This window comes from Psychrobacter sp. DWR1-2-3 (genome assembly GCF_049896465.1).
Lineage (GTDB): Bacteria > Pseudomonadota > Gammaproteobacteria > Pseudomonadales > Moraxellaceae > Psychrobacter > Psychrobacter maritimus.
In genome coordinates this window covers 751,056-776,666 of record NZ_JAFCUJ010000002.1, presented here as the reverse complement: position 1 = coordinate 776,666, position 25,611 = coordinate 751,056, and the positions used below count along the sequence as shown (strand labels likewise).

Here is a 25,611-nt window from a genome sequence, read left to right as displayed (position 1 = left end):
AGGATTCAAAAGAGTTTAGGCTATAGATCGCCAAGACAGGTGTGGTTTGACTATTATCGTCAAGCTGCGTAATTAAAATCTCCCAAGTTTAACTGTACGGATTTGACGGCAGGGGTCAAACGTTTTAAACGTGATCTCAAGAGGAGCGAGACATTCTCAATAAGGAGGGATAAAGCGAAGCACTGCTTTGCCGCGACGCAAGACAAGAGCTGTGCTCGCAGTGGGACTAGAATTTAAAAGGGTTTAGGCTATAAATTGCCAATACAAGTGTGGTTTGATTATTATTGTAATGCTGCGATGAGCTGATAGGCTTACGTGCTTCCATAGCTGCCACCCCAATGTACATTTAAAAACCGGTGTACATGACAGTGTACATCAGATGCATGGATTAGGACAGACAAAGCAGGACAGTATAGAACGCCAGATACAACAAAGCCCCTGATATCAGGGGCTTTGACGGCTCTATAAGATAGTATAGAACTAGGTATTGGTACCGGTGGTCGGACTTGAACCGACACGCTTTTAAAGGCAACGGATTTTGAATCCGTCATGTCTACCAATTCCATCACACCGGCGTGTTAGGTGATAAAGTTTATATTGCAAAACATTATCGAATTGGGTTACAGGGTTAACTCTGTATAGGCTGCGTATTATAGCAGGCTATTTTTGGCCGTCAAGAATTATTTATCATATTTACGATAAAAATTCATTTTTAACCAACGAAGGCACGTTCAACCACATAATCTGCCTGTACACCCATGCGTGGAGAGACGGTCAGGCCAAAATCATCTAAAATCGATGACACTTCAGCGTTAAACGGCATACTACCGCAAATCATAACGCGGTCATCCTCTTTATTCATCGGAGGCAGACCGATATCTTCAAAGAATTTGCCCGATTTCATCAGGTCAGTGATACGGCCAGTATTTCTAAACTCTTCGCGGGTGACGGTAGGGTAATAAATGAACTTTTTACGGAAATCTTCACCAAAGATTTCATCATTTGGCAGCTCTTCTTCGAACATCTCGCGATAAGCTAAGTCTTTGACCTGACGCACACCGTGTACCAAAATGATTTTTTCAAAACGCTCATAAACTTCAGGATCACGCGCTAAAGCTAAAAATGGCGCCAGCCCTGTACCTGTTGACAGCATATATAAATGCTTACCCGGTAATAAATCGTCCAGTACCAAAGTACCTGTCGGCTTTTTACTGACCAATAGTTCATCGCCAACTTTGATATGCTGCAGACGTGAGGTTAATGGACCGTCTTGTACTTTAATAGAGAAAAATTCCAAATGCTCTTCGTAGTTGGGGCTGGCAATCGAGTAAGCGCGCAGGAGCGGTCTACCATCGACAACGATACCAATCATCGCAAACTCGCCATTACGGAAGCGTAAGCCATCGTCGCGCGTGGTTTTGATGCTAAATAGAGAGTCATTCCAGTGATGAACCTCTGTGACCGTTTCGGTGCGGAGTTTTGACATAAAGCCCTCGTTAGTAAGTGGTAATGTGTATTCGCCCATTAAAAATGGTGGTAAACAAAAGTTTTTAAGGTAATAAAAAGTATTAATAAGATAAAGCGCTTATCAATTATCAGTTCAGGCTAATTAAGCAAATGACATGTTAAGCAAATGACACGGATAAAAAACCGTTATTTTAACATTATTATCAGGTTTTATAAGGCGTCAGATTCTAGCAAACAACAGCGCTGCCCGTAAAAGTAAACTTTGCTGCTTGTACTTTTAGACGTGTGCTTTATGAATGCAAGCCATTCTCAGTAAATTTCTCGCTCATCATAACAAACTTTAAAATAAAAATCCGCCTAGCTGCCTGTCTGTACCATGATAAAATGGAATATCGTTAGCGAATAATTTTCTATCATTGCCGTATGCCATGTATTATCAGCCATCTAATTTTGGGATTTGAATTATGACTTGCCAGACTACCGCTGCTGTTAGCCATCATATATCACCCATTATCGGCTACCACCGTGCGCCGCTGTCGCAAAAGTTTGGCGCACCGAGGCAGCCAAATTTGGTGGCTATGATTAGTGTGATTGAAATGCTCGCGCCTTATGATACGCCAGCGGCATTTATCGGGCTGGAGGATTTTAGCCATATATGGATCAGTTGGCAGTTTCATCATAACTATTTATATAAAGACAAGTTGCATAAAGACAAGCAGGCAAGCTCAAACGATGATAATCAAAAAGAGAAAGTGGAGAGCGCTTTTCGCCCGCAAGTTCGCCCGCCGCGCTTGGGTGGCAATCAAAAAATAGGCGTATTTGCCAGTCGCAGTATGTATCGACCTTCCGCGCTTGGGTTATCTGTGGTCAAGCTTGAACGCATTGAGATTGTAGAAGGTCGGGTGTTACTTATTATTAGCGGTGCTGATATGATAGATGGCACGCCCATCATCGATATCAAGCCTTATGTGGCTTACAGTGATGCATTGCCTGATGCCCAAAGCGGTTTTGCGTCCTCTGCGCCCCACTTATTGGATGTGACGATTACTGAGTTTGCCTATGGGCAGTTTGGGCAAATTATTGCCAATCAAAGTGCAGATAATATAGCAGCAGAAAATGCTCAAAATAAGCAATCATCAGTCAAAGCGGTCATTGATAAAACTCAAAAACAGTTATTAAGGTCTGATTTTGATACTATCAAAGCGTTGATAGCACAAGACCCACGCCCTGCTTATCGGCGTACAGAGATACATACATCATTTGTCATGCGTTATAAATCTGTCGATATCAGCTTTCAATTGCTGGAATCGGATGAATTACAGATAACGAATATTGTCGCAGTATAATTAAAGTAAATATCAGAGTTATAGTAAACATCACCGCCGACCAAATGACCTAAACCATAGAAAAATGCAACTATAGAAGAATAAAACTATGCCTGCTCAAAAATATTCGATAGTGATTGATTTACGTTGGTGCCTAGATGAATTGTTGGCAGATAGGGTGATTGATCAGCGCGGCTATAATCTCGTCATTACCAGTCGCCGTAATAAGGCGCAGCATCCGCTCTTAACGATTAGTGAGTTTGGGCTGCCAAATGGTCACGCGCTTGATAGTAATTCTGAGAATAAATTAACGCTGGCATGGCTTAATCAATGGTTGGCTGCCAAAGCAGATATGCCGCTGGTGCGTATTGACCCGTTAAAGGTCGATGTACCGGCGGTGACGCAGCTGATGTCGTTTGAGTATGCGCGCTCGCAGCATATTTTACCGATTGAAGTGACGCTTGATGAGGTGGTTATCGGTACTGATCAACCGTTTTATACCGATTGGCATGGCAATATTGAAAAGCTCATTAAGTCAAAAAGCTATCGTACAGTCTTTATTAATCCTGAACAAGTCAATCGCTATCGGCAAGAGTTTTATCAAGTCACGCAAGCGATTGCAGGCGCGAACTCCCTACATAAGCGTGCAGCGGCGGACGTCACCAATGTCGAAGCTTTATTGCAGCTGGGCGATAACACCAATCCAGATGCCAATGACCAACATATTGTCAAAGTGGTGGATTGGCTATTGCAATATGCTTTTGAGCAGCGTGCAAGCGACATTCATCTAGAGCCACGCCGCGAAACAGGCAAGGTGCGCTTTCGTATTGATGGGGTGCTACATAGCGTGTATGAGATGCCGCTTGCCATTATAGTGGCAGTGACCGCCCGTATTAAAATTTTGGGACGGCTCAATGTCGCAGAAAAACGTAAGCCGCAAGATGGACGTCTAAAAACCCGTACGCCAAAAGGCTTAGAGACTGAGCTGCGTCTCTCTACCATGCCGACTGCTTTTGGTGAAAAGCTTGTCATGCGGGTATTTGACCCAGAAGTGCTGGTACGCTCATTTGCCCAGCTTGGCCTGTCGGGTAAGCAGCTTGAAACGTGGCATGAGCTGACCGCCCATCCTAATGGCATTATATTGGTTACTGGTCCGACCGGTTCAGGTAAAACGACCACTTTATATAGTACGCTCAAGCAGCTTGCCACCGAGCAGGTCAATGTCTGTACGATTGAAGATCCGATTGAGATGATTGAGCCAGCCTTTAATCAAATGCAGGTCAACCCTGGGGTTGATTTGCATTTCGTTGATGGTATTCGCTCTTTGATGCGTCAAGACCCAGACATTATTATGGTTGGTGAGATTCGTGATGCTGAGACTGCCAATATGGCAGTCCAAGCGTCTTTGACGGGACATTTGGTACTCTCAACGTTACATACCAACGATGCCCCAAGCTCTATTACCCGTCTGCACGATTTGGGCATTCAGCCATTTTTAACCTCAGCAACGATATTGGGCGTGATGGCACAGCGTCTATTACGGACATTATGCCCGCATTGTAAGCAAGCCGTTGATGTTGCGGCAGATAGTGAAATAGCCATTCAATGGCAAGAATTGGTGCAGCCTTGGCGCGCGCCAGTGCCAGCACAAGTTTATAAAGCGCAGGGCTGCGAGCACTGTCGCCATACCGGCTATCAGGGCCGCGTTGGTCTGTATGAGATCATGCCGTTATCAAATGAGCTAAAAAAACTGGTCGCCGCTGATGCCAATTTAGATGCGCTTAAGCAGCAAGCTTACCGTGAAGGCGTACAGCCGCTGCGCTTATCTGGGGCAAAGCGTATCAGTGAAGGGGTGACGACCATAGAAGAGGTGATGCGCGTGGTGCCATTAAATTGACAATTGCATTGATAACTGCCCTTTAAATGTAAGCGCTTTAAAAAATGTATTCTTTGAAAAATATACGCTGATGAGAAAAGGGTTTAGAAGCACGTATATAGGCGTTTGTTAAACACCCCTTGAAAACAGTGCTATTTAGAGCAATTAATACTATTACGATTACCAAATCCATATTATAAGATAATTCTACTTATTGATTTTTATTAACGAGATTGTTTATGTTTACTGATAGCCACTGCCATCTAAACCGTTTAGATTTAACCAAGTATGATGGTCAATTGTCCGGCGCAATTGCCGCGATGAAAGAAGCCAATGTCACCCGTGCGATGGCCATTATGTGTGATTTCGCTGAATATGATGAGATTGCCAATATTGTCAACACTTATGGCGACGAAACGCTAAATCTTGGTATGAGCGTCGGCATTCATCCTTGTGAAGATATCAGCGTCTTACAATCAGCGACGGTTGAGCGCTTAATAGAAACCGCTGATGCGGACCATGTATGGGCGATAGGGGAAACGGGGCTGGATTATTACTGGTCGACAGACAATAAAAAGGAGCAACAAGCCAGCCTTGCGCGTCATATTCATGCCAGCCAAAGCTTGAAGAAACCTCTAGTCGTGCATATGCGTGACGCCAAAGAAGATACGCTTGATATCTTAAAAGCGGAAGGCGCTGAACACGGTATTATTCATTGCTTTACTGAAGACTGGGAAACCGCAAAACGAGCATTAGACTTAGGGTTTTATATCTCATTCTCAGGCATTGTTAGCTTTAAAAGTGCACAAATGATTCAAGATGCTGCAAAAAATATGCCCAAAGATAGAATACTTATCGAAACGGATAGCCCGTATTTAGCACCGGTTCCTAAACGTGGTAGACCCAATGAGCCAGCATACGTGCCATATGTGGCACGCTATCTTGCTGAGATGTACGGCTGTAGTAGCGAGGAATTAGGTGCTCTGACTGCAAAAAACTTTGAGAATTTACTGGCACAGTACCACTAAAATGGTTATGCTATGACCAATCAGTCATTTATTAGCTAGTCTTCTGGTTCTGTTCTATAAGTATTCATAATACTGAACTTAACCTTATGATTATCAATGACTATTTAGCAAACATAAGCATATTTCCTTGGATGATATTGGCGTAGCCGTTGTATGACTTATATATGCGCTGCCGATATACCGATGTAAATGATGGTCATATGCATGATATTGTCAGATTTTAGGAGAGATTATGAGTCGTCAGCACCAGTTCAAGGCACGAGAAGAGAATATCTTAGCGATGGCAGAGCAATTGCTACTTGAGTCAGGCGATGGTGATATCACTTTGGACAGTTTGGCCGACCAGCTTGATTTGGCTAAAGGCACCTTGTATAAGCATTTCTCCAGTAAAGATGAGCTCTACCTGCGTATTATTATTCGTTATGAAGAGCAGTTATTTGAGATTAACCGTATTGATGACTGCCCGTCGGCAGGTGTCGCACGTATGATTTTTCAGCAATTGTTTAATCCACAAAAAGCCATGCTCCTTAACCAAATCGAAGAACGTTTGGCGGCATCGGTGACGGGTTTGAATCGCTTATTCGGCGAGCTTTACGATATTCGTCGTCAGCGTATGAAGCGTTTGATTGATATTATCAGTGCGTATTTACAAGAGCAGCATAGTAGCTTAAGTACGCGCGATTATTTGTCCTCGATTTGGGCGATGGGTCAGGGTGGCGCAGGATTATTAAACTCAAGTTTTTATCAGCGCTACTTAGGTCGCCGTGATACCTTGCGCTATGCCTTTGTGCAGCAAATGCTTGAATTGCCAAGCCATTATCCAGCCGCCGATGACGAGGTGATGGATGAGGATATGCAAGAATTGGTGGAGCAAATCGATACTGAGTCAGAAGAGCACCGTAATACCAATTACTAGATTCCTATTATATTTTTAATGTATTGAGTTATTTTTTTATAAAATCCGTGTTGTTATATTCTGTATGGCAGCACGTTAAATTTATCTTCTAACATTTGTACAGATTTATTTTTTTAATCAGGCATATCTATCGTTTTATCTCCATCATACTCATACCACACAATTCAGTGTCATTTCTAATAAAATGACACCATTCTAGATGACTTCTGTATGTCAAAACCGACTTCCTCAATTTCTTCAATAGCCGCTCCTCACGCGCACAGCCGCATCGGGCAAGCGGGTTTTACCCTTGTCGAAATAGTAGTGGTGGTCGTCATTCTATCCATATTTGCTGGCATGATGAGCTTATCGGTCGGTAGTAGTGAATCGCGCAAAAACCGTGCTTTTTATGAGCATTTAACGGATTCATTGAGCTATGTAAGGCTTTTATCGGCTGAGCGCATGCAACCTATGGGTTTGAGCTTACAAGCTGATAAACAAGGTCAAGTCACGCCCGTCATTGTCACTCTATCTAATCCTTATATTGCTTATCAAACTCAGGTTTCCACCTCTTCTAGTGGAGACAGTACGCCTAAGAACGCCATGGAGCTGTCAGCAGATTTGACGAGTATGTCAGCTGCTGCTGCAGATAAAGCACCCACACCAAGCTGGGAGCTTGAGCCAGAAATTAGCTTGCCTGTATTGCCTACGGATGTGAGCTTAAGCGTACAAAGCTTGGATGCAGGTAACCGGTCAAACACAGGACAAATGCAAGCGCTGCAGCCGTGGTTTACCGACCAAAACGTACCGCAAGTACTATGGTTTGGGACAGGGCAGGCCACGCCGGTAACGATTGAGGTGCGCCATAATTCGCGTTTGGTGGGTGAGGTGATTACGATTATGCCTGATGGCAGTATGTCGATAGGGCAAGGGCGCTAACTTATGATAGATAATGATAAAGCCAAATCGACCTATACAAACCCAAAGCCCGCTCTATCAAAATATGAGCGCGGCTTTACCCTGATTGAGGTCATGGTTGCCTTAGCGATTTTGGCGGTCGTTGCCGTTGCCGCGAGCCGAGCTAGTAGTGCGTATTTAAGCTCAGTCGATGTCTTGCGCACTCGTACGCTAGCGCAGTTCGTGGCACAAAACGCAGCAGCAGATTTGCGTATTCAAGATACGTGGCTGACGGCTAATAAAACCCAAACTATCAATGCGCAAGGTCGCGATTGGCAAGTGACAATGACTGCCACAGATGCCATCACACCTGCATTAAAGCAGGTGAATATCGCTGTTGCGCCCATTATAGACGGACAGACACGCAGCGCAGTGACGGATATCAACATCATGCTAAGTAACGCTAAGCAAGAGGTCGGCAGTTTGGATTTGAGCCGACTAAACCCTAATGGAGGCAATCCATGAAATCAAATCATGGATTCACCTTGCTTGAGCTGATGGTTGCGATGGCGATATTTGCCATGTTAGCAGTTGCAGGCTGGCAAGTATTTGATGGTGTTAACCGTGCGCGTGAACGGGCGCAGTTTCATGCGGATAATTTAGCGGTTTTGCAATATGCCTATTTGCAATTACAGCAAGATATGAATCAAATGATTCCTTATCAGGCAGTGGATACGCAAGGTGCTAATTCCTTAATTAACAACGCATCAACCAACAATGCTGCAACTAACAGCACTGCAAATAATACTAATAATAGCAATCAAGAAAATGCACCAGCGCCTGAACCTTTTATGAGCCTAGACGGCGCACGTATCAGCTTTGTGCGTTTTGCCGACCCTGACCCTCGTTATCAAAGCAGCGCTAGTGTGCAGCATATCGAATACATTTTTGCTGATGAGCGCTTAATTCGTCGTCAATATACCAGTCTTGCCGGTGGCAGTGACAGCATTAGTCTAGATAGTATCTTGCTTGAAGGTGTCACGGCTGGTCGCTGGCAAGCTTACTTACCTGAATTAAGTGCCAAATTTCCCAATAAAGACAGCGGCAACATCAATAACAATACTTTAGCAGCGCCGACGGCAAATTCAGCCAATGCGCCCTCTGAAATTATGCTACTGCCAAAAGGGATTGTGCTCAACTTTACTTATCAGGATATGCCCATTACTTGGCAATGGGCACTTACTCCGCAACCAATCCCAAATATAAGTACAAATACCAGCAATAAAAATATTCCTAACAATCCTAATGCTAATAACCCTAATGGCAATGGTAACGATAGTAATAAGAATAATAACGGCAACAGTAATGACAGCACCAATAACGATAATGCAGCAAATAATAACTCAGGCAACGCTACTGAAAATGCCCCATTTGGTCAATGATAGAGACTGTTTATGCCAACTAAGCCACAAATGAGGCCTATAACCTCTATGAAAGCCAACTCTCAACGTGGGGTTGCGCTGCTGACTATTTTGCTATTGGTGGTCAGTATTACTGTGGTTGCAGGGGCGATGCTGGCCAGTCAAAAGATTGCCATTAGGCGCAGCGGCTTATTGTTTGACCAAAACCAGCTCTTACAAGATATCAACGCAGGTCAGCAATTGGCGGTTACCTTGATTCGTGCTGATGCTAAATTAAATGATACCGATAGCGCGCAGGATATTTGGGCGCAGCCAATACCGCCTTATACGCTAGGCGGAGATAGCATCGGCATCGAATTACGCGATGAGGGCAGTCGTTTTAATATTAATAATTTATATCATAATGGCGCCGTTGATACTGCTGCATTGGCCGTCTTTCAAAGGTTACTCACGCAGCTAAATTTAGAGCCTGATATCGCCATTGCCGTCCTTGATTATCAAGATGCCGACAGCGAGGTCTATCAAGATGGCGGTGATGAAAGTGTGGTTTATGCTCAGCAGACTAATAGCGGCGTGGACAACATTTTACCCAATCAAGCCTTGCTTAGTATCGATCAATTAGCAGAAGTGAAGGGTATCAATGCGCAAGTATTAGCGGCACTGCGTCCCTATATCACAGCGGCGCCGTATTATTTACCCATTAATATTAATACTGCCAGCCCCGTTTTGCTGGCCGCTTTGCTAGAGGGTGCGAGCAGTCAGCAAATGCAGAGCATCGTTGAGCTGCGAGCAAAGCAAGCATTTGGCTCTATTGATGATATCTGGCAGTTGCCGATATTAAGTAGTGTAAAAGCAGAGCAGCGTAAGGCGTTAACACCATTATTAGCGGTTGATAGCCAAGCTTTTATGGCGCTTATTACCGCTAGTGATAATGCAGATGGTGGTCAGGCAAGACAACGCTTTGCGACCATTGTTATTAGCAAAACGGCGGCTGAGGGTGAAATAGCAAATAGCAGTAATGAAAATAGCAATGATGCTAATAACGCTGATAGCAATGCAAAAAACGCTAAAAATGCTGACAATAAAAAACCCAAAGAGGTACGCGTGGTGACGCAGCGACTTTGGGCTTTTAGGCCAGTTTTCTAATGGTTATAGATAACCAGTGCTAAATAACGTGCAAAAATTAAGCCCAATTAATCACTTAAACGGGTTTCTTCCGTAGATTTCCAGTTGTAAGCACCATAAAACAGCATCTGTGCTTGCCGTGTACAATTATGCAGCATCAGCTGTTTTTTATCTTCAATATCAGCCAAGTCGACTTCATCATCATGGTCTTCGGTATAGGTCAGCTCTAGCCAATCAATAATCCAAGAAAAGAACATATTGACCCCAGCTTCAGCCAATAGCCTGCGGTCATAAGTATTGATATGGGCAAAAGCAGGTTGTAGCGCTAAATCCTCTGCTAGGCTTTGTCCGTGCTTTTTAATCAGCTCATTGATGGCTTTGCGTACCGCCTCCGAGCCGCCATAGCGTTCACTGACTAAAAATTGCCAATAGCACGGCTGCTCGCTGACCATATATAAAAACATCTGAATACTTTTAGCGATTTGACGCTCAAAGCTACGTTTGCGACCAATTTGCAGGTTGTCACTTAAGGTTGCTAGCGTACCGCCCAACTCTTCGATAACCAAGGCACGACCGAGCGATTCCATGTCATCAAAATGGCGATAAAAGGCGGTCGGCACCACGCCAACCTCGCGCGTGACTTGTCTGAGACTGATTGAGCTAAAAGATTGCCCTGTCATACATAAATCGAGCACCGCATTAAAAAAAGCGTGCCGAGTTTGAAGTTTCTTTTGTTCGCGACTACTCATAATATTTCAAAATTACCTGATAGATGTCTATCATACTCATTTCATTGCGAAAATACGAATGAAATAGACGGTTATCGTTGATTGTCCAGTTTTTAGAATTGGTTTTAGACTGAATTTTAAGCTCGGTTTCAAATTGCTTCTAGACTTCTTTTCAAACTTGCTGCTTAAACATGTTGTTTAAACAATGGTGCCCCAATGTCCTTGTAGCTCTTGCGCCAATCGATACGCTTCATGGTCATTCATACCGGTTATAAAGTCTAAAACATTGAGCATATTATCATAGGTGTCATCGGATAAAACGCGACGATGCTCATCGAGATGCGGCTGCAGCAATTTTAGCAGACGCTGCTGCTCAAAGGACATTTGGGTTATGGAAGCACTGGTCCCATTTGTCCAAGCCAATGGCATAAAAGCATCGAGCAGGCGCTGCAGGCATTGATTGGCCATCAGCTCCATGCGTACTTTACTTGGATGATTAAATATTTTTTCACGCGCCAGTTGCTTAGCTTGGGTGATGCCGCTTTGCACAGTTGCATCACAATGGGCAAACAGGCTGCCCTGTAGCGTCCCTGCCAGCATAGCGTTACTATTGGCTACAAAAGCATCGGTTACGGCATTGACCAAACGCATCATTGCCCGTGCCCGCAGCGATGCCAAATGCTGCCTGACTGACACATGAGTGGGTAAATTAAGCGTATCAGGGCGCTCGCCAATCAACTCATAAAAAATAGCCGCAACCTCCGCATAGCTTAGCATATTCAAATTGATGCCATCTTCCAAATCTATCAGCGCATAGCAGATATCGTCTGCCGCTTCCAATAAATAAGCCAGCGGATGACGAGCAAAGCCATCGTGTTGCTCGGAGCGCGGCAGATGTAAACGTGCTGCTAACTCTTCTAATTGAGCTGCCTCACTATAAAAGCAGCCAAATTTTTGCATGTTAGTGGTGTGGTTGCCTTGATAAATGGGAGTGTCTTGATAAATAGGGTTGCTATGGGTTGCAAGCCAAGGGTATTTCATAAACGCGCCTAAAGTGGCGCAAGTCAAACGCATACCGCCTAAGTCAGGATGGTGCTCATTGCGGGCAAGGATGCGAAATCCCTGCGCATTACCTTCATAAGCCAGCAAATCCAACTGCTCATTGCTACTTAGGTTGTGCAAAACCTTTTGACGGTCAGGATGCATAAACCAGTCACGAATGGCGTACTCTCCGGCATGACCAAACGGTGGATTGCCGATATCATGGGCGAGGCATGCGGCTTGCACAATAACACCAACATCAGCAGGCGCGACACCATTTGGTAAGCCACCATCTAATTTATCATGCAGCTTTTCTGCTGCCATAATGCCCAAAGAGCGTCCAATACAAGAAACTTCGAGCGAGTGTGTTAAGCGCGTATGAATACCGAGTTGATTGGTTAGGGGATGGACTTGGGTTTTTTGGTTAAGCTGGCGAAAGGAGTGTGAAAACACCAGTCTGTCGTAATCTTTATGAAAGGAGGAGCGCGCGCTGTCCTCGGCAGGGGCTTTTTTATGACTCCCTAAACGCTGCGCGTTAAATAATTTTGCCCAATGGTCACTGGAATTAAGCACTTGATTAACAGAAGCAGTCATAGGTTATAGTCCTTTATTTTTATCATTTTATTTTATCGTTGTTTTTAGAGAGGTTAATTATTTTAACGTTCTTCCCTTTATTATAATAAAAAAAGCCAGCTTTGAAGCTGGCTTTTGGTTGTTCTGTAATAAGACTGTGTAACACGCAATCCGCTTTATTAAACGTTAAACGTTAAAGCGGAAATGCATCACGTCGCCATCTTGTACGATATAGGTTTTGCCTTCTAAGCGTGATTTACCGGCAGCAGCTGCGCCTTTTTCACCGTTGTATTCGATAAAGTCATCATAAGCAATCACTTCAGCGCGGATAAAGCCACGTTCAAAATCAGTATGAATTACACCAGCGGCTTCAGGAGCCGTTGCACCAACAGCAACTGTCCAAGCGCGGACTTCTTTGACGCCCGCAGTGAAATAAGTCTGCATATCAAGCAACTCATACCCGCCACGAATGACTTGATCAAGGCCAGCCTCTTCCATGTCCATTTCAGCTAGGAAGTCTTTTTTGTCATCTTCATCAAGCTGAGCAATTTCAGATTCGATTTGGTTACATAGCGCAATGACAATAGAGTCTTCACCAGTAGCATAGTTACGCACTGCATCAAGATATGGATTATTCTCAAAACCATCCTCAGCAACGTTAGCGATATACATGGTTGGCTTTAGGGTAATCAGACCATAGCTTCTGATCAGTTTTTGTTCGTCTTTGTCTAAATTGGCAGCGCGAGCCGCTTTACCTTCTGCTAATAATGGCTCGATTTTTTTGAAAATATCGAGCATAGCAGAGGCGTCTTTATCACCGCCTTTGGCTTTTTTGCTTAAGTTGTGGATAGCGCGCTCAACGGCTTCTAAATCTGCCAATGCTAATTCGGTATTGATGGTTTCGATGTCATCGATAGGGCTGACGCGGCCGTCAACGTGGACGACGTTGTCATCATCAAAGCAGCGTACTACGTGAGCAATCGCATCGGTCTCGCGAATATTGGCTAAAAACTGGTTGCCCATACCTTCGCCTTTTGAGGCGCCAGCGACCAAACCTGCGATATCAACAAACTCCATTGTTGTAGGCAATACGCGCTCAGGCTTGACGATATCAGCCAGTTTTTTCAGGCGTGGATCTGGTACTGGAACGATACCCGTGTTGGGATCTTTGGTACAAAATGGAAAGTTTTCAGCGGCGATACCCGCTTTGGTCAAGGCGTTAAACAGGGTGGATTTACCCACGTTTGGTAGACCGACAATGCCGCAATTAAAACCCATAACATGCTCTCAATATATTAATAAAATCAGTCAGTATAAGACTTCGTAAAATAGTAACTCAAAATTGGGCATATTGTAGCAAATTTCAGCCAAAATGGGTGAGGTTGTTGTGCTTACTGTTCCAATTCTTATGGTCAATAACAATACTTAATAACGCCATTTAATACCGCCATTTAATATCAATGTTCGTTATCAACGACCCTCAGAGCTTTGTCTATTATGATAAGCTACTACCTATAAATGATGATGCATGCTGCTGCGCTGTCATCAATAGCTAGCACGATAAACCATACCAAAGGCAATTGTTAATAATGACCACCATTTTTGCTACCCACCATTATAATTATCCGCAAAATTTCGTTGACATGAAACCCAAGCTTACGCGGCTTGAGCAGGCGATTAAAAAGCTCGAAGCCAATTTGATAAATGCGGATGCTGAAATATTAGAGCAACGGCTTGCCAGTCATTTAGGGTTGCAAGTGGATTATGCCAGTGAGTTAAATCCCAATCAGTTATTGGCTGCTACCACAACTGAGGGCAAGGTGTTGGTTATCGCCGGTGCAGGTTCTGGTAAAACCAAAACCCTGACCTACAGAACCAGCTACCTGATAGAAAATGGTGTAGCGCCAAAAGAGATTCTGCTATTAACCTTTACCCGTAAAGCGGCCAATGAGATTAAAAGTCGCGCTAGAACTTTGCTGGCTAACCGTCTAGATGATAATAGTCACATAAACGGTAAGGCTTTAAATGATATCACTAGCGGCACTTTTCACTCTTTTTGCAATATGTTATTGCGCCAATATTCTGGGCTACTTGGTATCAATCCGCGCTTTACTATTTTAGATACCGGTGACAGCGAAGACGCTATTGATTTGATTAATAAAGAAAAAAAGTATCCGACCAAAATAACCAATCAGGCGTTTCCGCGCAAAAAAACCTTGCAAAATATCTTCTCAACCTCTAGAAATCGCCGTATTCATATTCGTGATTTAATCGAAAGCAGTTATCCTGATATTGCCGTGCATATTCCAGTTATTGAGCAATTGGCGGTCGACTTTCATGAGTATAAACGCGCCAACCATTTATACGATTTTGATGACATCATCAGTCAAGTGGTGCGGCATCTAAAGCACAATGACACCTTTCGAAAGCTACTACAAAAGCAATATCGTTATGTCATGGTCGATGAATATCAAGACACCAATATTCCACAAAAAGAACTCATTGACCTCATCTGTGCGCCTATATCGGTGTCGCTGATGGTCGTTGGTGATGATAACCAAAGTATTTATGCCTTTCGCGGTGCCAATTATGAAAATATCTTATTATTTGGCGAAAGCTACCCCGAAGCAAAACTGATTAAATTGGAGCAAAATTATCGCAGTACACCAGCGGTGCTTGATTATATCAATGCTTTATCGGCTCAAATTACGTTAGGCTATCAAAAGCAATTGTACTCGGGCGCATCTATAGAAGGCATAAAGCCAGTTTTTCGCCGTTTAAGCGATGAAACCAAAGAAGCAAAGTATATCGCTGATAAAATTATCGAATTAAAACCGGATTACGATTATCAAGATTTTGCCGTATTGTGCCGCACGTCCTTTCAATCCAACTACGTCCAGCTTGAATTTATGGAACGCAATATTCCCTTTATTGTCGTAGGCGGCATCCGCTTTATTGAAAGACGCCATATCAAAGACGTCTTAGCGTTTGTCAAAATACTTTATAACCCAAATGATACGATTGCATGGCACCGTATTTTAACCTTGTTTAAAGGGGTGGGGGCAGTAACGGCAACGCGTTTGACCCAAGCCATTAATGCCGATAGCAATGTTAATAATAATGTTAATAGTAACGTTAACAACAATACTTTCGAGCCGCTACTATTACCGTCATTTGCGAAGAAAAGCCCACAGCTTAAATCATTGCATACGACTTTGACCAAAGCCAGTCAGGCAGAGTCAGTCGAAATGGTGATTGAGCGGATTTTAGAGTTTTATATCCCTGTCCTAAAAACGATTGAAGAGAATTGGCGTGAACGTAGCGAAGACTTTCGTGTACTCAAAAATTTAGCAACAGAACATGACAGTCTCGATAAATTCTTAGAAAATCTTGCCCTTGATCCGCCCAATGATTCAGTTGCTACCGCAGGCGAATCTGAAAAAGGCGAAGATAGTAATGATAAAGTCACCATTTCTACCATTCATAGTGCCAAAGGACTTGAATGGCCAGTGGTTTTTGTCAATTCCCTCGTCGATGGTATGACGCCGCACTATCGCTCGCTCAGTGATTTTGAAGAGTTAGAGGAGGAGCGTAAGCTGTTTTATGTTGCCTGCAGTCGTGCTAAGAGCAGATTGTTTTTAACCGCGCCAGAGTACTTCTCAAGCTATTCAGGATACTTTGATAAGCCCTCAAGATTTATTGCTGAGCTAACTGCTGATAAGTTAACGGTCGAGACTAATAAAAGGCTTTTAGAGACGCTAGCGAGTGAAGATCCGATTTGGTGGTGATAGCTTGTGATAAATGTCGGATATGCATCGCTCTTAACGCTAAAATAGTCATTAATTCTAAAAGGCAGCTAACCTCACAACGTTTAGCTGCCTCATTTTTGAAATCGTTTATTGTTTTTAATCTACTTTAATCATCACTATTTTTTCAATCATACTTCCATTATTCCTATCAAAAATACCTTCCATTGAAATCCATAACCAAAAGTATTTAATAGCAAAAATATTTATATCATAAGGGTTTAATCTGGCGCGCAATGCGTTACTATTACTCCCTTATCTGTTATTTCTCATATTTAACATTCTGTATTAAGACCTTAAAAAAGGACAAGTTATGCGCTATGAAGTGATCGTTATCGGTGCAGGGATGGTCGGCACCTCAGTTGCTTGGCATCTACAAAAAAATAACGCTCAAGTATTGCTGTTAGATAAAAAATTACCGGGCTCTGAGACTTCATACGGCAATGCGGGTTTGATTCAACGTGAGGCTATTCATACCCATCCGTTTCCGCGCCATCTGACTGAAATGATACGTGTATTGCCGAACCAAGGGACCGATATTCGCTATCGAATCCCAGCGATTTTGCGTTATCATCAGGCGCTATTGCAGTATTGGAAATATTCTACACCTGCTTCAGTCAAAAAAATAGAAGCGGAATGGCAGACGTTGATTGAGCATTGTACCAGCGAGCACCAAACCATGATTGAAGCCTCTGGTGCGGATGAATTGATTACCCGTGATGGCTGGTTGCAGCTGCATCGCTCTGAAGAGACGTTTAAAGAAGCCATTGCTGCCGCTATTGATGCGCGCAATCAGGGTGTTGAGCATAACGTCTTGACGGTTGAAGCGTTAAAAGCCATGGAGCCTAGTGCCAATTTTGACGCGTTCGTTGGCGCGATTCATTGGCTCAACTCTTGGCAAGTGTCAAACCCAAGCTCACTTGTAAAAGCCTATGCTAAAAACTTCCAAGAAATGCAAGGTACCATCAAAGAAAGCAGCGTCAAAGAAATTGTACAAGAAGAAAACGGCTGGAAAGTCATTACCGACAATGACACTTATTATAGTGATAAATTGGTCATTGCTGCTGGACCTTGGTCGAATGATTTAATCAAACCGCTTGGTTATGATTTGCCGTTGTTCCCGATGCGCGGCTATCATCAGCATTTTAAGGTCAATGAAAAAAATACCATTCATCATAGTATGTTTGATATGGATAAAGGCTTTGTGATGGGTCCAATGCAGCAAGGTATCCGCATTACTACTGGTGCTGAGATGACCACGATGAATGCGCCAAAGAACTTTGGCCAATTAAATACCGTGTTAAAACTTGCGCGCAAAATACTACCGCTAGAAGATGCCGTTGAGAGTGAAGCATGGGCAGGCTCACGTCCTTGTATGCCTGATATGAAGCCAGTTATCGGTCCTGCGCCTAAGCACGATAAATTATGGTTTGCCTTTGGTCATAGCCATCAAGGCTTTACTTTGGGGCCGATGACCGGTCGTATCGTCGAAGAGATGATTCATGAAAAGCCGCTATTGGTCGATATTAAACCCTTTAGCGCCGATCGTTTTTCTCGCTAATTTCTTGCTAAGCACTGTTTAATAAAACGTGAGCCATCTATATATTTAAACGCTCATGTATTTAAGACCATTAAAAAATTAAGGATAATAGTCCATGCAAAAGCTGCATAGTAACCAACGTATGAGTAAAATCGTAGTGCATAACCAGACCGTTTATTTATGTGGTCAAGTGGGCAATAGCGAAGACGATATCAAAGCGCAAACATTGACGTGTTTAGAGAAGATACAAGCACTGTTAGAGGAAGTGGGCAGCGATAAATCAAAGCTATTGTCAGTGACAGTCTGGATAAAAGATATGGCAGACTTTGCTGTAATGAATGAAGTGTGGGATAAATGGTTTGAAGGCGTGCAGCCACCCGCTCGTGCTTGCGGCGAGTCGGCGTTGGCACGTCCTGAACTATTGGTTGAGATGATTGCCATCGCTGCTGAGTAAACGTTGTCATTTCATTGGCTATATTAACTGCTTATTTTATTAGCTAAATACAGTAAAAGGGTGTGATATCGATATCACGCCCTTTTCTATGAGCTATTCAGGCAAACTAGTCTATAATCAACACCATTAACGTATTTGACGAACAACTAACAGGGTTATCCATCATGATTAATACCAAAATATATAAATCCATTTATGTGCTAGCAGAAAAACTGCTAGAAGCGGACAGTAAAAACGATCAAAAAACCTTTGATATGCTATATGCGCAGTTAAAGGATCTTTGTAACGAAAATGAAAAGAGCGATAAAGACCATCCTGAACAGTGGGAAACGTTGGCTGACTTTACCGAAGATTTGGATGAAGCATTGGTTATCTATCAAAAAGCATTAGATAAAGCCGCGGCGATTAATTCAAAAGACCATTTGGCATCAATTGCATTTTCTATGGCTGAGCTGCAAATCGAATTGGGTCAAACAGAGGCGGCTATCGAAAACCTACAAAATGCTAAAATTAGCGCCAATAAAATCGAAGACAGAGAATTTAAAGTTGAGATAAATGAGTTGTTGGCGAAATTATTAGCAGAGTAGTTTTCGTTATTGTCCTTCTTTATTGAGCAAAGCGTATTGTATTATCTAAAAAGTCGCGTGTGCCGATATCAGTATTTTATGTTATAAAATGCTGATATTGCTCTTAGTGTCCTGTCCATACGGCAGGACGCTTGTCGATAAAGGCATCAATCCCTTCACTCACATCATCTGCCATCATATTGCAGCTCATCACCTCGCTAGCATACTCATAAGCATCTGCCAATGTCATATCCAACTGGTTATAGAACATGGTTTTGCCAGTGATCAAAGCGACTGAGGATTTGGCGGTAATGCTATCTATTAAAGACTGCAAAGTCGTATCTAATTGCTCTGCGCTTGCCACACGGTTGATGAGTCCTTGTTGCAGTGCAGTATGAGCATCGATAAATTCACCGGTGATGAGCATCTCAAATGCTTGCTTACGAGAGAGGTTGCGACTGACAGCAACGGCAGGTGTCGAGCAAAACAGCCCTACGCTGATACCAGAAGTGGCAAATTTGGCATTGTCCGAGGCGACAGCTAAATCACAGGCTGCCACCAACTGACAGCCAGCAGCAGTAGCGATGCCCTCTACTTTAGCTATCACCACTTGTGGCATGCGATTGATGGTCAGCATCATCTGGCTGCACTGTTCAAATAAGGCGCGCTGAAATGCCTTTTCTGGATTGGCGCGCATCTCTTTTAGATTATGACCGGCACAAAAGGCCTTACCGTTTGCGGCAATGACGACCACGCGAATACTGCTATCTTGGGCGATGCTGTCTAGCTCTGTTTGCATAGCAAATAACATATCTACTGATAGCGCGTTAAATTGTTTGGGACAGTTGAGTGTCAACGTCACAACACTGCCTAAGTTTTCTCTAATAACCAAGGGCTCGCTGGGATTCATTGAGGAGCAAGGTTCTGATGGCTTGAGGTTATGGTTATTCATTTATCGTCCTTGATAACTGCTAATTAATAAACACTAGCTAAATTTAGAATAAAATACAAACGAGACTTAAATCATAACCCAAATAGTAGCATGCCTAACTCCTTAAGTGACTTCCTTATGCAACAGCTCAGTATTGTTGATAGCTCACATAAAAATAGCGCTCTTAGATGATAAGAGCGCTATTTAACGGTAATACGGTCAAAAATAGCTATGAGAAAATATAAAGTAGCTCTATAAATACTATTTTATGCGTTGACCCAATTTTATCGCCGCCGCAATATTGGCAGCGGTGATTTCAATATTATGATAAGCGTATTTAAAGACATTATCGATGGACTCTAGCTTTTGGATACTGGGCATAATAACGTCAAACTGACTGGTTTGAGCAGGTTCTAACCCATCAACACTGCCGCAAATCGCAATCACTGGTGTCTGGCTGGCTTTGGCGATTTGGCTAATGCCGCCAGCTACTTTACCCATGGCAGACTGAGCGTCAAGCTTGCCTTCACCAGTGATGACTAAATCTGCATCGGCAATATGCTGTGATAAGTTGGTAACTTTTGCCACTGTATCAAAGCCTGATGTTAACTCAGCTTGGCAAAAGCTCATTAACGCATAGCCAAGCCCACCTGCTGCGCCAGCACCTGCTATGTCTTGGTGGTCTTGATAACCATGTTGCTCACATACACTCGCAAAATGCGTTAGCGCTTTATCCAAATCATTGATTTGCTGCGGGCTGGCGCCTTTTTGAGGGCCAAATATTGCACTGGCACCCAACTCGCCACATAAAGGGTTGGTGACATCACAGGCTACTTCAAATACTGTCTCCAGCACACTAGTATGGAAGTTTGTCGCATCTAATCGTTGCAAGTTGGCAAGCGCGCCGCCGCCTTGGGCTAACGTATTGTCAGCACTATCATGAAACGTCATGCCAAGCGCCATTAGCATACCAAGTCCTGCGTCATTGGTGGCGCTACCACCCAAACCGATAATGATGCGTTTAACGCCTTCATCTAAAGCATCCGCAATAAGTTCGCCAGCTCCGTAGCTACTCGTAATTAACGGATTTCTTTCTTCACTCGTCAATAAATGCAAACCGCAGGCTTGAGCAATTTCAATTACGGCTGTCTCATTTTCTAATAGCAGATATTTAGCATTGATTGGTCGCATTAAGGGGTCATAGACTCGCACTTTTTTCCAGCGCCCACCTAGTACATAAGACAATACTGCAGAAGTTCCTTCACCGCCATCTGCCATGGGTAGCAGCTTATAGTCAGCGTCAGGAAACACTTGACTGAATCCAGACTGGATAGCGTGGCAGACATCTAATGCTTCTAGGCTTTCTTTAAACGAGTCAGGGGCGATTAAAATTTTCATGAAATACTCTACGATTATGCAAGTTGGAATTGTGCAATTAGGCCAATCATATCATTATAAATTGGATAATCTGCTACCATAGTCTCCTGTTTCATTTATAACCTTTAGGATGATTGCCTTGACCACCTTTACCGCGCCTACTATTCCCAATATCGAAAATAATGAGCTGCGCCAGCAGTTGCAGCAAATCATCGACCAAAAGACCAAGCCGCTTGGCGCCCTTGGACGTTTAGAAACGCTCGCTGTGCAGTTAGGTATGATTCAAGGTACGACCGCGCCGCATATTAATCAGCCACAGATTCGAGTATTTGCCGCCGACCATGGTTTAACCAAGCATGGCACATCCGCATATCCTAGTGCTGTGACTGCGCAGATGGTTTATAACTTTTTGCAAGGCGGCGCTGCTATCAATGTCTTAGCCCGTCAGCATAACATTGAGCTAAAAGTAGTCGATGCTGGTGTTGATGCCGATTTTGCCAATTCTCCTTTTAAAGACCATGCGCAATTGCTCGATTATAAAGTCCGTCACGGTAGCCGTGATGCGCTAACCGAGCCTGCGATGAGCGCAGCAGAGTGTTTAGCCGCCTTAGAGAGCGGCATGAAAGTTGTCGAGAGCATGGCGGGTAATTTGCTTATCGTCGGAGAGATGGGCATTGGTAATACCTCAGCGGCAAGTCTTTTGCTGGCAAGATTGGGCGATACACCGATTAATGATTGTATCGGTCGCGGCACTGGCCTCGACGATGCAGGATTAAAGCACAAGGCAAGTATTTTAACTCAAGTATTAGCGCGGCACAGTGAAGAGCAAGCACCATTCGACATACTTGCGGCATTAGGCGGGCTTGAGATTGCGATGATGGCAGGGGCGCTGATGCAAGCAGCCAGTGAGCGCCGTATTCTTCTTATCGACGGTTTTATTGCCAGCAGCGCGTTGTTGGCGGCTGAGCGCTTAGCGCCCGGTGTTGCTCAATATGCTGTCTTTGCTCATCATTCGGTCGAGCCGGGACATACGCATTTATTAAAACTGCTCAATGCTGAGCCGTTACTCGATATGGGTATGCGCCTAGGTGAGGGTAGTGGCGCGGCGCTGGCGTATCCATTATTACAGTCGGCTTGTGCGATTATCAATGAGATGGCTAGTTTTAATGATGCTGGTATCAGTGGACAAAACAGCTAATGTCACAATTATCAAAAAAGCCATCAAAACAACCATTAAATCAGACATTGAATCAACCAAATGCATTACCCCAGTCTTCTTCTAAACCAAGTATTAGTCAATTTATAAAGTATGAATGGCGTTTATTGTTAGTAGCAGTACAGTTTTTAACGCGTCTGCCCGTACCGCAATTCGCCAATTACAATCCGCAGTGGTTGCACCAGAGCAGCCGTCATTTTCCTGGGGTAGGTCTGTTAGTTGGGCTGCTTTGTGCAGGTATATTTTGGCTGTGTAGTTTTTTATTTACGCCTTTGGTGGCGGCAGTGGTAAGTACGGCCTTTGGAATTAGGCTCACTGGCGCTTTTCATGAAGATGGACTTGCGGATAGCTGTGATGGTCTAGGTGGTGGTCTGACTCGCGCGCGTACTTTAACCATTATGAAGGATTCGCGCTTAGGGACTTATGGTGTACTAGGATTGGTCTCGGCGTTACTTATCAAAATCAGCTTATTGGCGTCTATGTCTTTATCAGTGGCTATTGTGGCGCTGATTATTGGACATACGCTCTCACGTTTATTATGTATTAGTTTACTGGCGCTATTGCCTTACGGCGGTGAGATTGAGCATGCTAAAGCCAAACCGATGGCGCAGCAGCTGACGCCATTACAAGGATTATTGAGCAGTGGTTGGCTCATATTAGCGGGCTTGCTGGTCGTGCTCCTATTTCCTAATACCGTGCAGCAAATTGGTATTTGGCAATGGTCATTGGCTTTATTACTAGGCATCGTAGCGACGGATTATATGCGGCGCTTGTTGCGCAGGCGTTTAGATGGCTATACCGGTGATGGGTTAGGCGCCACGCAGCAGTTAAGTGAAATTGCTATTTATATCGGACTTGCTGCCTCGAACCCTTTTATTTAATTTTAAGCGTACTATTTAGAAAGGATAATGATAGCGAATGGTTTTGTATATTTGGCGCCATCCAAAGCCCATTGCGGCTAATGGCTTTTGTATCGGACAGACTGATATCAGTGTCGATAAACGCAAAATTAAACGCCTTGCTAATAAAATACAGCGCTTCGTGCGTTTTCATCAATTGCCAAAAGTGATTTGGGTCAGCCCACTACAGCGCTCGTTAAAAGTCGGAGAAATATTGGCGCCGCATGGCTTTCAATATCATGTCGCCCCTGAGCTGGCAGAGATTGATTTTGGCGGCTGGGATGGCAGGCCTTGGGCGCAAATTCCTAAACAACAGATTGATGATTGGTGTGATCATTTTGCAGATTTTGCCCCTAAGGGCGGCGAGAGTTTACAGCAGTTATTTGAGCGTGTGGAAAACTGGTTAAATGAGATGGCTGCGCAAAATAGGGGTCAAAAACCAGTATTAGCAGTCGGTCATGCGGGCTGGATAAATGCTGCCAGTATGATTGCCGCTCGGCAAGAGGCGCCAAAAATAGCGGCTGATTGGCCACAAGCAGTAAATTATTTACAATGCCGTAAACTAGTTTTTCAACCAAAAAAGCTGACTGTTTATAACAGCCAGCTTTTTGAGTAATGATTTTTCTATCTAATTTTTATAATCGTTTATCTTTCATCAATATAGCAATAAAAACCTCTAATCTATCTTATCAAACCATGCTTTATTGTCTTTAGGGCTCATAGAATCAAAGCTAACATAAATACCTTCATCGTCTAAGGTTGCATACCAATGGTCGGCATTATTGCCGGTCAATATCTGGAAATACTTATTATTTACAATCCTACCGACCGTATAGATTTCACCTTCTTTATAAAACTCGTTACCTTGGATGCATATTAATTTGTCATCAGTGTTTATCATATCGTCCCATTTTATCTATGGCTAAATACAGCTAGGATAGCAATAGCACTGAGATTAATGAAGATGACTTTATAAGCAGTATTTTATTATTAGGTATAGGTTATGCAGGTGTTTTATTACCAGTTATTGCTACACAATACTATTGTAAGTATTAATGAGATAGCACTTAGCAAATTTTAGAAATAAAAAAGCCAGCAACATGACGTTACTGGCTTTCTTAGACGGGTAGTAAGTTTACCCTACCACCAAAAATTACTCTTCTGAGTAATCTTCGTTGTCGTCTTCAACTTCTTCAGCGGCATCTTCGTTGTCGCCATCTTCTGAAAGAATGGTGACTAAGATGCTAGCAGTAACGTCGTGGTGTAGCTGAATATCAACATTATATTCGCCAACTTGACGTAAAGTGCCTTCAGGAAGCTTGATTTCAGCACGGTCTACTTCTAGACCTGAGTTAGTCAATGCTTCAGCGATATCGCGAGTACCGATAGAGCCAAATAGCTTGCCTTCGTCACCTGATTTAGCGCGCATGATCACATTAACGTCAGTTAATGCGTCAGCACGTTCTTGAGCAACAGCTACTTCTTTGGCTTCTTCAGCTTCAAGCTCAGCACGACGTGCTTCGAACTTTTCAATGTTTGCTTTAGTTGCAGGTAGTGCTTTACCCAAAGGGATAAGAAAGTTACGTCCGTAACCTGGTTTCACATCGACAGTTTCACCGAGTTTACCAAGGTTGACGATACGCTGTAACAAAATAATTTGCATGAGTCATTCCTAGTTAAAGTTAACGGTTAACCCTGATGGTTATCAGTGTATGGAAGTAGCGATAAATAACGAGCTTGCTTGATAGCAGTCGCTAGTTGACGCTGATACTTAGTAGACGTACCGGTAATGCGGCTTGGTACGATTTTACCATTATCACTGATGTACTGTTTTAGCAATTCAACATCTTTATAATCGATGTGAGTGATGCCTTCAGCAGTGAAACGGCAGAATTTGCGACGGCGATAGAAACGTGCCATGAGTATTCTCCTTTAATTAGTCTTCACTGTGGTCGTTGTCGTCGTTATCGTTTTCACGACTGTCAGGACGACGAGTAGTTGCTTTGCGTGCGCGTTTTTCATCGGCATTCTTGGCTAACTGCGACTCTTCAGTGACAGCGTCGTCACGGCGCATAACTAGACTACGAATGATCGCGTCGTTATAACGGAATAATTCTTCAAGTTCAGCTAAAGTTTCACCGTCAGTTTCAATGTTGAAAAGAACGTAATGAGCTTTATGAATCTTGTTAATTGGGTAAGCCAGTTGACGACGACCCCAATCTTCTAGACGATGGATTGTGCCGTTGTTGTCTTGAACCAACTTGATATAGCGTTCAACCATGCCGACCACTTGGTCGCTTTGGTCTGGGTGTACAAGTAACACCAGTTCGTAATGTCGCATTATGACTCCTTACGGATTAGTAGCTATTAACCCTATGTTAATAGCAAGGAGATTTATAAGGTAAGCCCAAATTTTATCGAATTCTATAAAAACAATAGGGGATAA

Annotated in this window: 25 protein-coding genes and 1 tRNA gene; 15 read left to right on the top strand and 11 right to left on the bottom strand. The window is 43.4% G+C overall.

Features of this window, described 5'->3' with window-relative positions; genetic code table 11:
* Positions 1 to 488: 488 nt before the first annotated feature.
* Both ACP7AA_RS06360 and ACP7AA_RS06355 read right to left on the bottom strand, forming a co-directional pair.
* A tRNA-Leu gene (locus tag ACP7AA_RS06360) sits at positions 489 to 575 on the bottom strand.
* A 137-nt stretch (positions 576 to 712) separates the two neighbouring features.
* Positions 713 to 1,486 carry a ferredoxin--NADP reductase gene (locus ACP7AA_RS06355; RefSeq protein ID WP_426222966.1) on the bottom strand — a complete coding sequence of 258 codons (774 nt, stop codon included), beginning with the start codon at positions 1,484 to 1,486 and terminating at the stop codon, positions 713 to 715.
* 445 nt (positions 1,487 to 1,931) lie between these two features.
* Between ACP7AA_RS06355 and ACP7AA_RS06350 the strand changes: the two genes are divergently transcribed.
* The 8 genes from ACP7AA_RS06350 (at position 1,932) to gspK (ending at position 10,055) form a co-directional block, all read left to right on the top strand.
* Positions 1,932 to 2,813, top strand: a complete 882-nt coding sequence (locus ACP7AA_RS06350) for a TrmO family methyltransferase domain-containing protein (RefSeq protein WP_426222965.1) — start codon at positions 1,932 to 1,934, stop codon at positions 2,811 to 2,813.
* Between the two features lie 88 nt (positions 2,814 to 2,901).
* Positions 2,902 to 4,689, top strand: coding sequence for a GspE/PulE family protein (locus tag ACP7AA_RS06345; protein WP_426222964.1), 1,788 nt, complete (start codon positions 2,902 to 2,904; stop codon positions 4,687 to 4,689).
* A gap of 218 nt (positions 4,690 to 4,907) precedes the next feature.
* The gene (locus tag ACP7AA_RS06340) at positions 4,908 to 5,696 is read left to right on the top strand and encodes a TatD family hydrolase (protein WP_426222963.1); all 789 of its coding nucleotides are present in this window, start codon (positions 4,908 to 4,910) and stop codon (positions 5,694 to 5,696) included.
* Between the two features lie 232 nt (positions 5,697 to 5,928).
* On the top strand, positions 5,929 to 6,612 hold the full coding sequence (locus ACP7AA_RS06335) for a TetR/AcrR family transcriptional regulator (RefSeq protein WP_068405549.1): 684 nt from the start codon (positions 5,929 to 5,931) through the stop codon (positions 6,610 to 6,612).
* Positions 6,613 to 6,822: 210 nt separating this feature from the next.
* Positions 6,823 to 7,530: a prepilin-type N-terminal cleavage/methylation domain-containing protein gene (locus ACP7AA_RS06330; RefSeq protein ID WP_426222962.1), complete on the top strand. Its 708-nt coding sequence runs from the start codon at positions 6,823 to 6,825 to the stop codon at positions 7,528 to 7,530.
* Positions 7,531 to 7,533: 3 nt separating this feature from the next.
* Complete coding sequence (gene gspI, locus ACP7AA_RS06325; RefSeq protein ID WP_426222961.1) at positions 7,534 to 8,013, top strand: type II secretion system minor pseudopilin GspI; 480 nt, start codon at positions 7,534 to 7,536, stop codon at positions 8,011 to 8,013.
* Complete coding sequence (locus tag ACP7AA_RS06320; RefSeq protein ID WP_426222960.1) at positions 8,010 to 8,930, top strand: type II secretion system protein GspJ; 921 nt, start codon at positions 8,010 to 8,012, stop codon at positions 8,928 to 8,930. The genes gspI and ACP7AA_RS06320 overlap by 4 nt, the downstream gene beginning before the upstream one ends.
* A 48-nt stretch (positions 8,931 to 8,978) precedes the next feature.
* Complete coding sequence (gene gspK / locus ACP7AA_RS06315) at positions 8,979 to 10,055, top strand: type II secretion system minor pseudopilin GspK (RefSeq protein ID WP_426222959.1); 1,077 nt, start codon at positions 8,979 to 8,981, stop codon at positions 10,053 to 10,055.
* A 47-nt stretch (positions 10,056 to 10,102) separates the two neighbouring features.
* Here gspK and ACP7AA_RS06310 read toward each other — a convergent pair whose 3' ends face one another.
* The 3 genes from ACP7AA_RS06310 to ychF all read right to left on the bottom strand — a co-directional run bounded on the left by ACP7AA_RS06310 (position 10,103) and on the right by ychF (position 13,654).
* Complete coding sequence (locus ACP7AA_RS06310) at positions 10,103 to 10,783, bottom strand: TetR family transcriptional regulator (RefSeq protein ID WP_201619507.1); 681 nt, start codon at positions 10,781 to 10,783, stop codon at positions 10,103 to 10,105.
* A gap of 177 nt (positions 10,784 to 10,960) precedes the next feature.
* Positions 10,961 to 12,397: a deoxyguanosinetriphosphate triphosphohydrolase gene (locus ACP7AA_RS06305; RefSeq protein ID WP_426222958.1), complete on the bottom strand. Its 1,437-nt coding sequence runs from the start codon at positions 12,395 to 12,397 to the stop codon at positions 10,961 to 10,963.
* A gap of 165 nt (positions 12,398 to 12,562) precedes the next feature.
* Positions 12,563 to 13,654: a redox-regulated ATPase YchF gene (gene ychF, locus ACP7AA_RS06300; RefSeq protein WP_201564938.1), complete on the bottom strand. Its 1,092-nt coding sequence runs from the start codon at positions 13,652 to 13,654 to the stop codon at positions 12,563 to 12,565.
* 308 nt (positions 13,655 to 13,962) lie between these two features.
* On the opposite strand from ychF, the gene ACP7AA_RS06295 reads away from it, so the two are divergent.
* The 4 genes from ACP7AA_RS06295 to ACP7AA_RS06280 all read left to right on the top strand — a co-directional run bounded on the left by ACP7AA_RS06295 (position 13,963) and on the right by ACP7AA_RS06280 (position 18,763).
* Complete coding sequence (locus ACP7AA_RS06295; RefSeq protein ID WP_426222985.1) at positions 13,963 to 16,164, top strand: ATP-dependent helicase; 2,202 nt, start codon at positions 13,963 to 13,965, stop codon at positions 16,162 to 16,164.
* Between the two features lie 331 nt (positions 16,165 to 16,495).
* Positions 16,496 to 17,743 (top strand): NAD(P)/FAD-dependent oxidoreductase, encoded by a 1,248-nt coding sequence (locus ACP7AA_RS06290; protein WP_201628646.1) that lies wholly within the window; start codon positions 16,496 to 16,498, stop codon positions 17,741 to 17,743.
* A gap of 94 nt (positions 17,744 to 17,837) precedes the next feature.
* Positions 17,838 to 18,176 (top strand): RidA family protein, encoded by a 339-nt coding sequence (locus ACP7AA_RS06285; RefSeq protein WP_426222957.1) that lies wholly within the window; start codon positions 17,838 to 17,840, stop codon positions 18,174 to 18,176.
* Positions 18,177 to 18,340: 164 nt separating this feature from the next.
* Positions 18,341 to 18,763: a tetratricopeptide repeat protein gene (locus ACP7AA_RS06280; protein ID WP_201564935.1), complete on the top strand. Its 423-nt coding sequence runs from the start codon at positions 18,341 to 18,343 to the stop codon at positions 18,761 to 18,763.
* 103 nt (positions 18,764 to 18,866) lie between these two features.
* Here ACP7AA_RS06280 and ACP7AA_RS06275 read toward each other — a convergent pair whose 3' ends face one another.
* A complete protein-coding gene (locus ACP7AA_RS06275) occupies positions 18,867 to 19,694 on the bottom strand; it encodes an enoyl-CoA hydratase (protein ID WP_426222956.1) in 828 nt (275 codons plus the stop codon).
* A gap of 240 nt (positions 19,695 to 19,934) precedes the next feature.
* Positions 19,935 to 21,071 carry a glycerate kinase gene (locus ACP7AA_RS06270; protein WP_426222955.1) on the bottom strand — a complete coding sequence of 379 codons (1,137 nt, stop codon included), beginning with the start codon at positions 21,069 to 21,071 and terminating at the stop codon, positions 19,935 to 19,937.
* 109 nt (positions 21,072 to 21,180) lie between these two features.
* Between ACP7AA_RS06270 and cobT the strand changes: the two genes are divergently transcribed.
* The 3 genes from cobT to ACP7AA_RS06255 are packed head-to-tail and all read left to right on the top strand — an operon-like array spanning position 21,181 to position 23,781.
* Complete coding sequence (cobT, locus tag ACP7AA_RS06265; RefSeq protein WP_426222954.1) at positions 21,181 to 22,248, top strand: nicotinate-nucleotide--dimethylbenzimidazole phosphoribosyltransferase; 1,068 nt, start codon at positions 21,181 to 21,183, stop codon at positions 22,246 to 22,248.
* On the top strand, positions 22,248 to 23,147 hold the full coding sequence (gene cobS, locus ACP7AA_RS06260; RefSeq protein WP_306495154.1) for an adenosylcobinamide-GDP ribazoletransferase: 900 nt from the start codon (positions 22,248 to 22,250) through the stop codon (positions 23,145 to 23,147). The genes cobT and cobS overlap by 1 nt, the downstream gene beginning before the upstream one ends.
* 37 nt (positions 23,148 to 23,184) lie before the next feature.
* Positions 23,185 to 23,781, top strand: a complete 597-nt coding sequence (locus tag ACP7AA_RS06255; RefSeq protein ID WP_201591358.1) for a histidine phosphatase family protein — start codon at positions 23,185 to 23,187, stop codon at positions 23,779 to 23,781.
* A gap of 60 nt (positions 23,782 to 23,841) precedes the next feature.
* Here ACP7AA_RS06255 and ACP7AA_RS06250 read toward each other — a convergent pair whose 3' ends face one another.
* The 4 genes from ACP7AA_RS06250 to rpsF all read right to left on the bottom strand — a co-directional run bounded on the left by ACP7AA_RS06250 (position 23,842) and on the right by rpsF (position 25,506).
* Positions 23,842 to 24,066 carry a hypothetical protein gene (locus tag ACP7AA_RS06250; RefSeq protein ID WP_144298031.1) on the bottom strand — a complete coding sequence of 75 codons (225 nt, stop codon included), beginning with the start codon at positions 24,064 to 24,066 and terminating at the stop codon, positions 23,842 to 23,844.
* 252 nt (positions 24,067 to 24,318) lie between these two features.
* Positions 24,319 to 24,828: a 50S ribosomal protein L9 gene (gene rplI, locus ACP7AA_RS06245; protein ID WP_201619517.1), complete on the bottom strand. Its 510-nt coding sequence runs from the start codon at positions 24,826 to 24,828 to the stop codon at positions 24,319 to 24,321.
* A gap of 26 nt (positions 24,829 to 24,854) precedes the next feature.
* Entirely contained in the window at positions 24,855 to 25,085 is a 231-nt protein-coding gene (rpsR, locus tag ACP7AA_RS06240) for a 30S ribosomal protein S18 (RefSeq protein ID WP_010198808.1), read from the bottom strand.
* Positions 25,086 to 25,101: 16 nt separating this feature from the next.
* Positions 25,102 to 25,506 (bottom strand): 30S ribosomal protein S6, encoded by a 405-nt coding sequence (rpsF, locus tag ACP7AA_RS06235; protein WP_201619518.1) that lies wholly within the window; start codon positions 25,504 to 25,506, stop codon positions 25,102 to 25,104.
* Between the last annotated feature and the right edge of the window lie 105 nt (positions 25,507 to 25,611).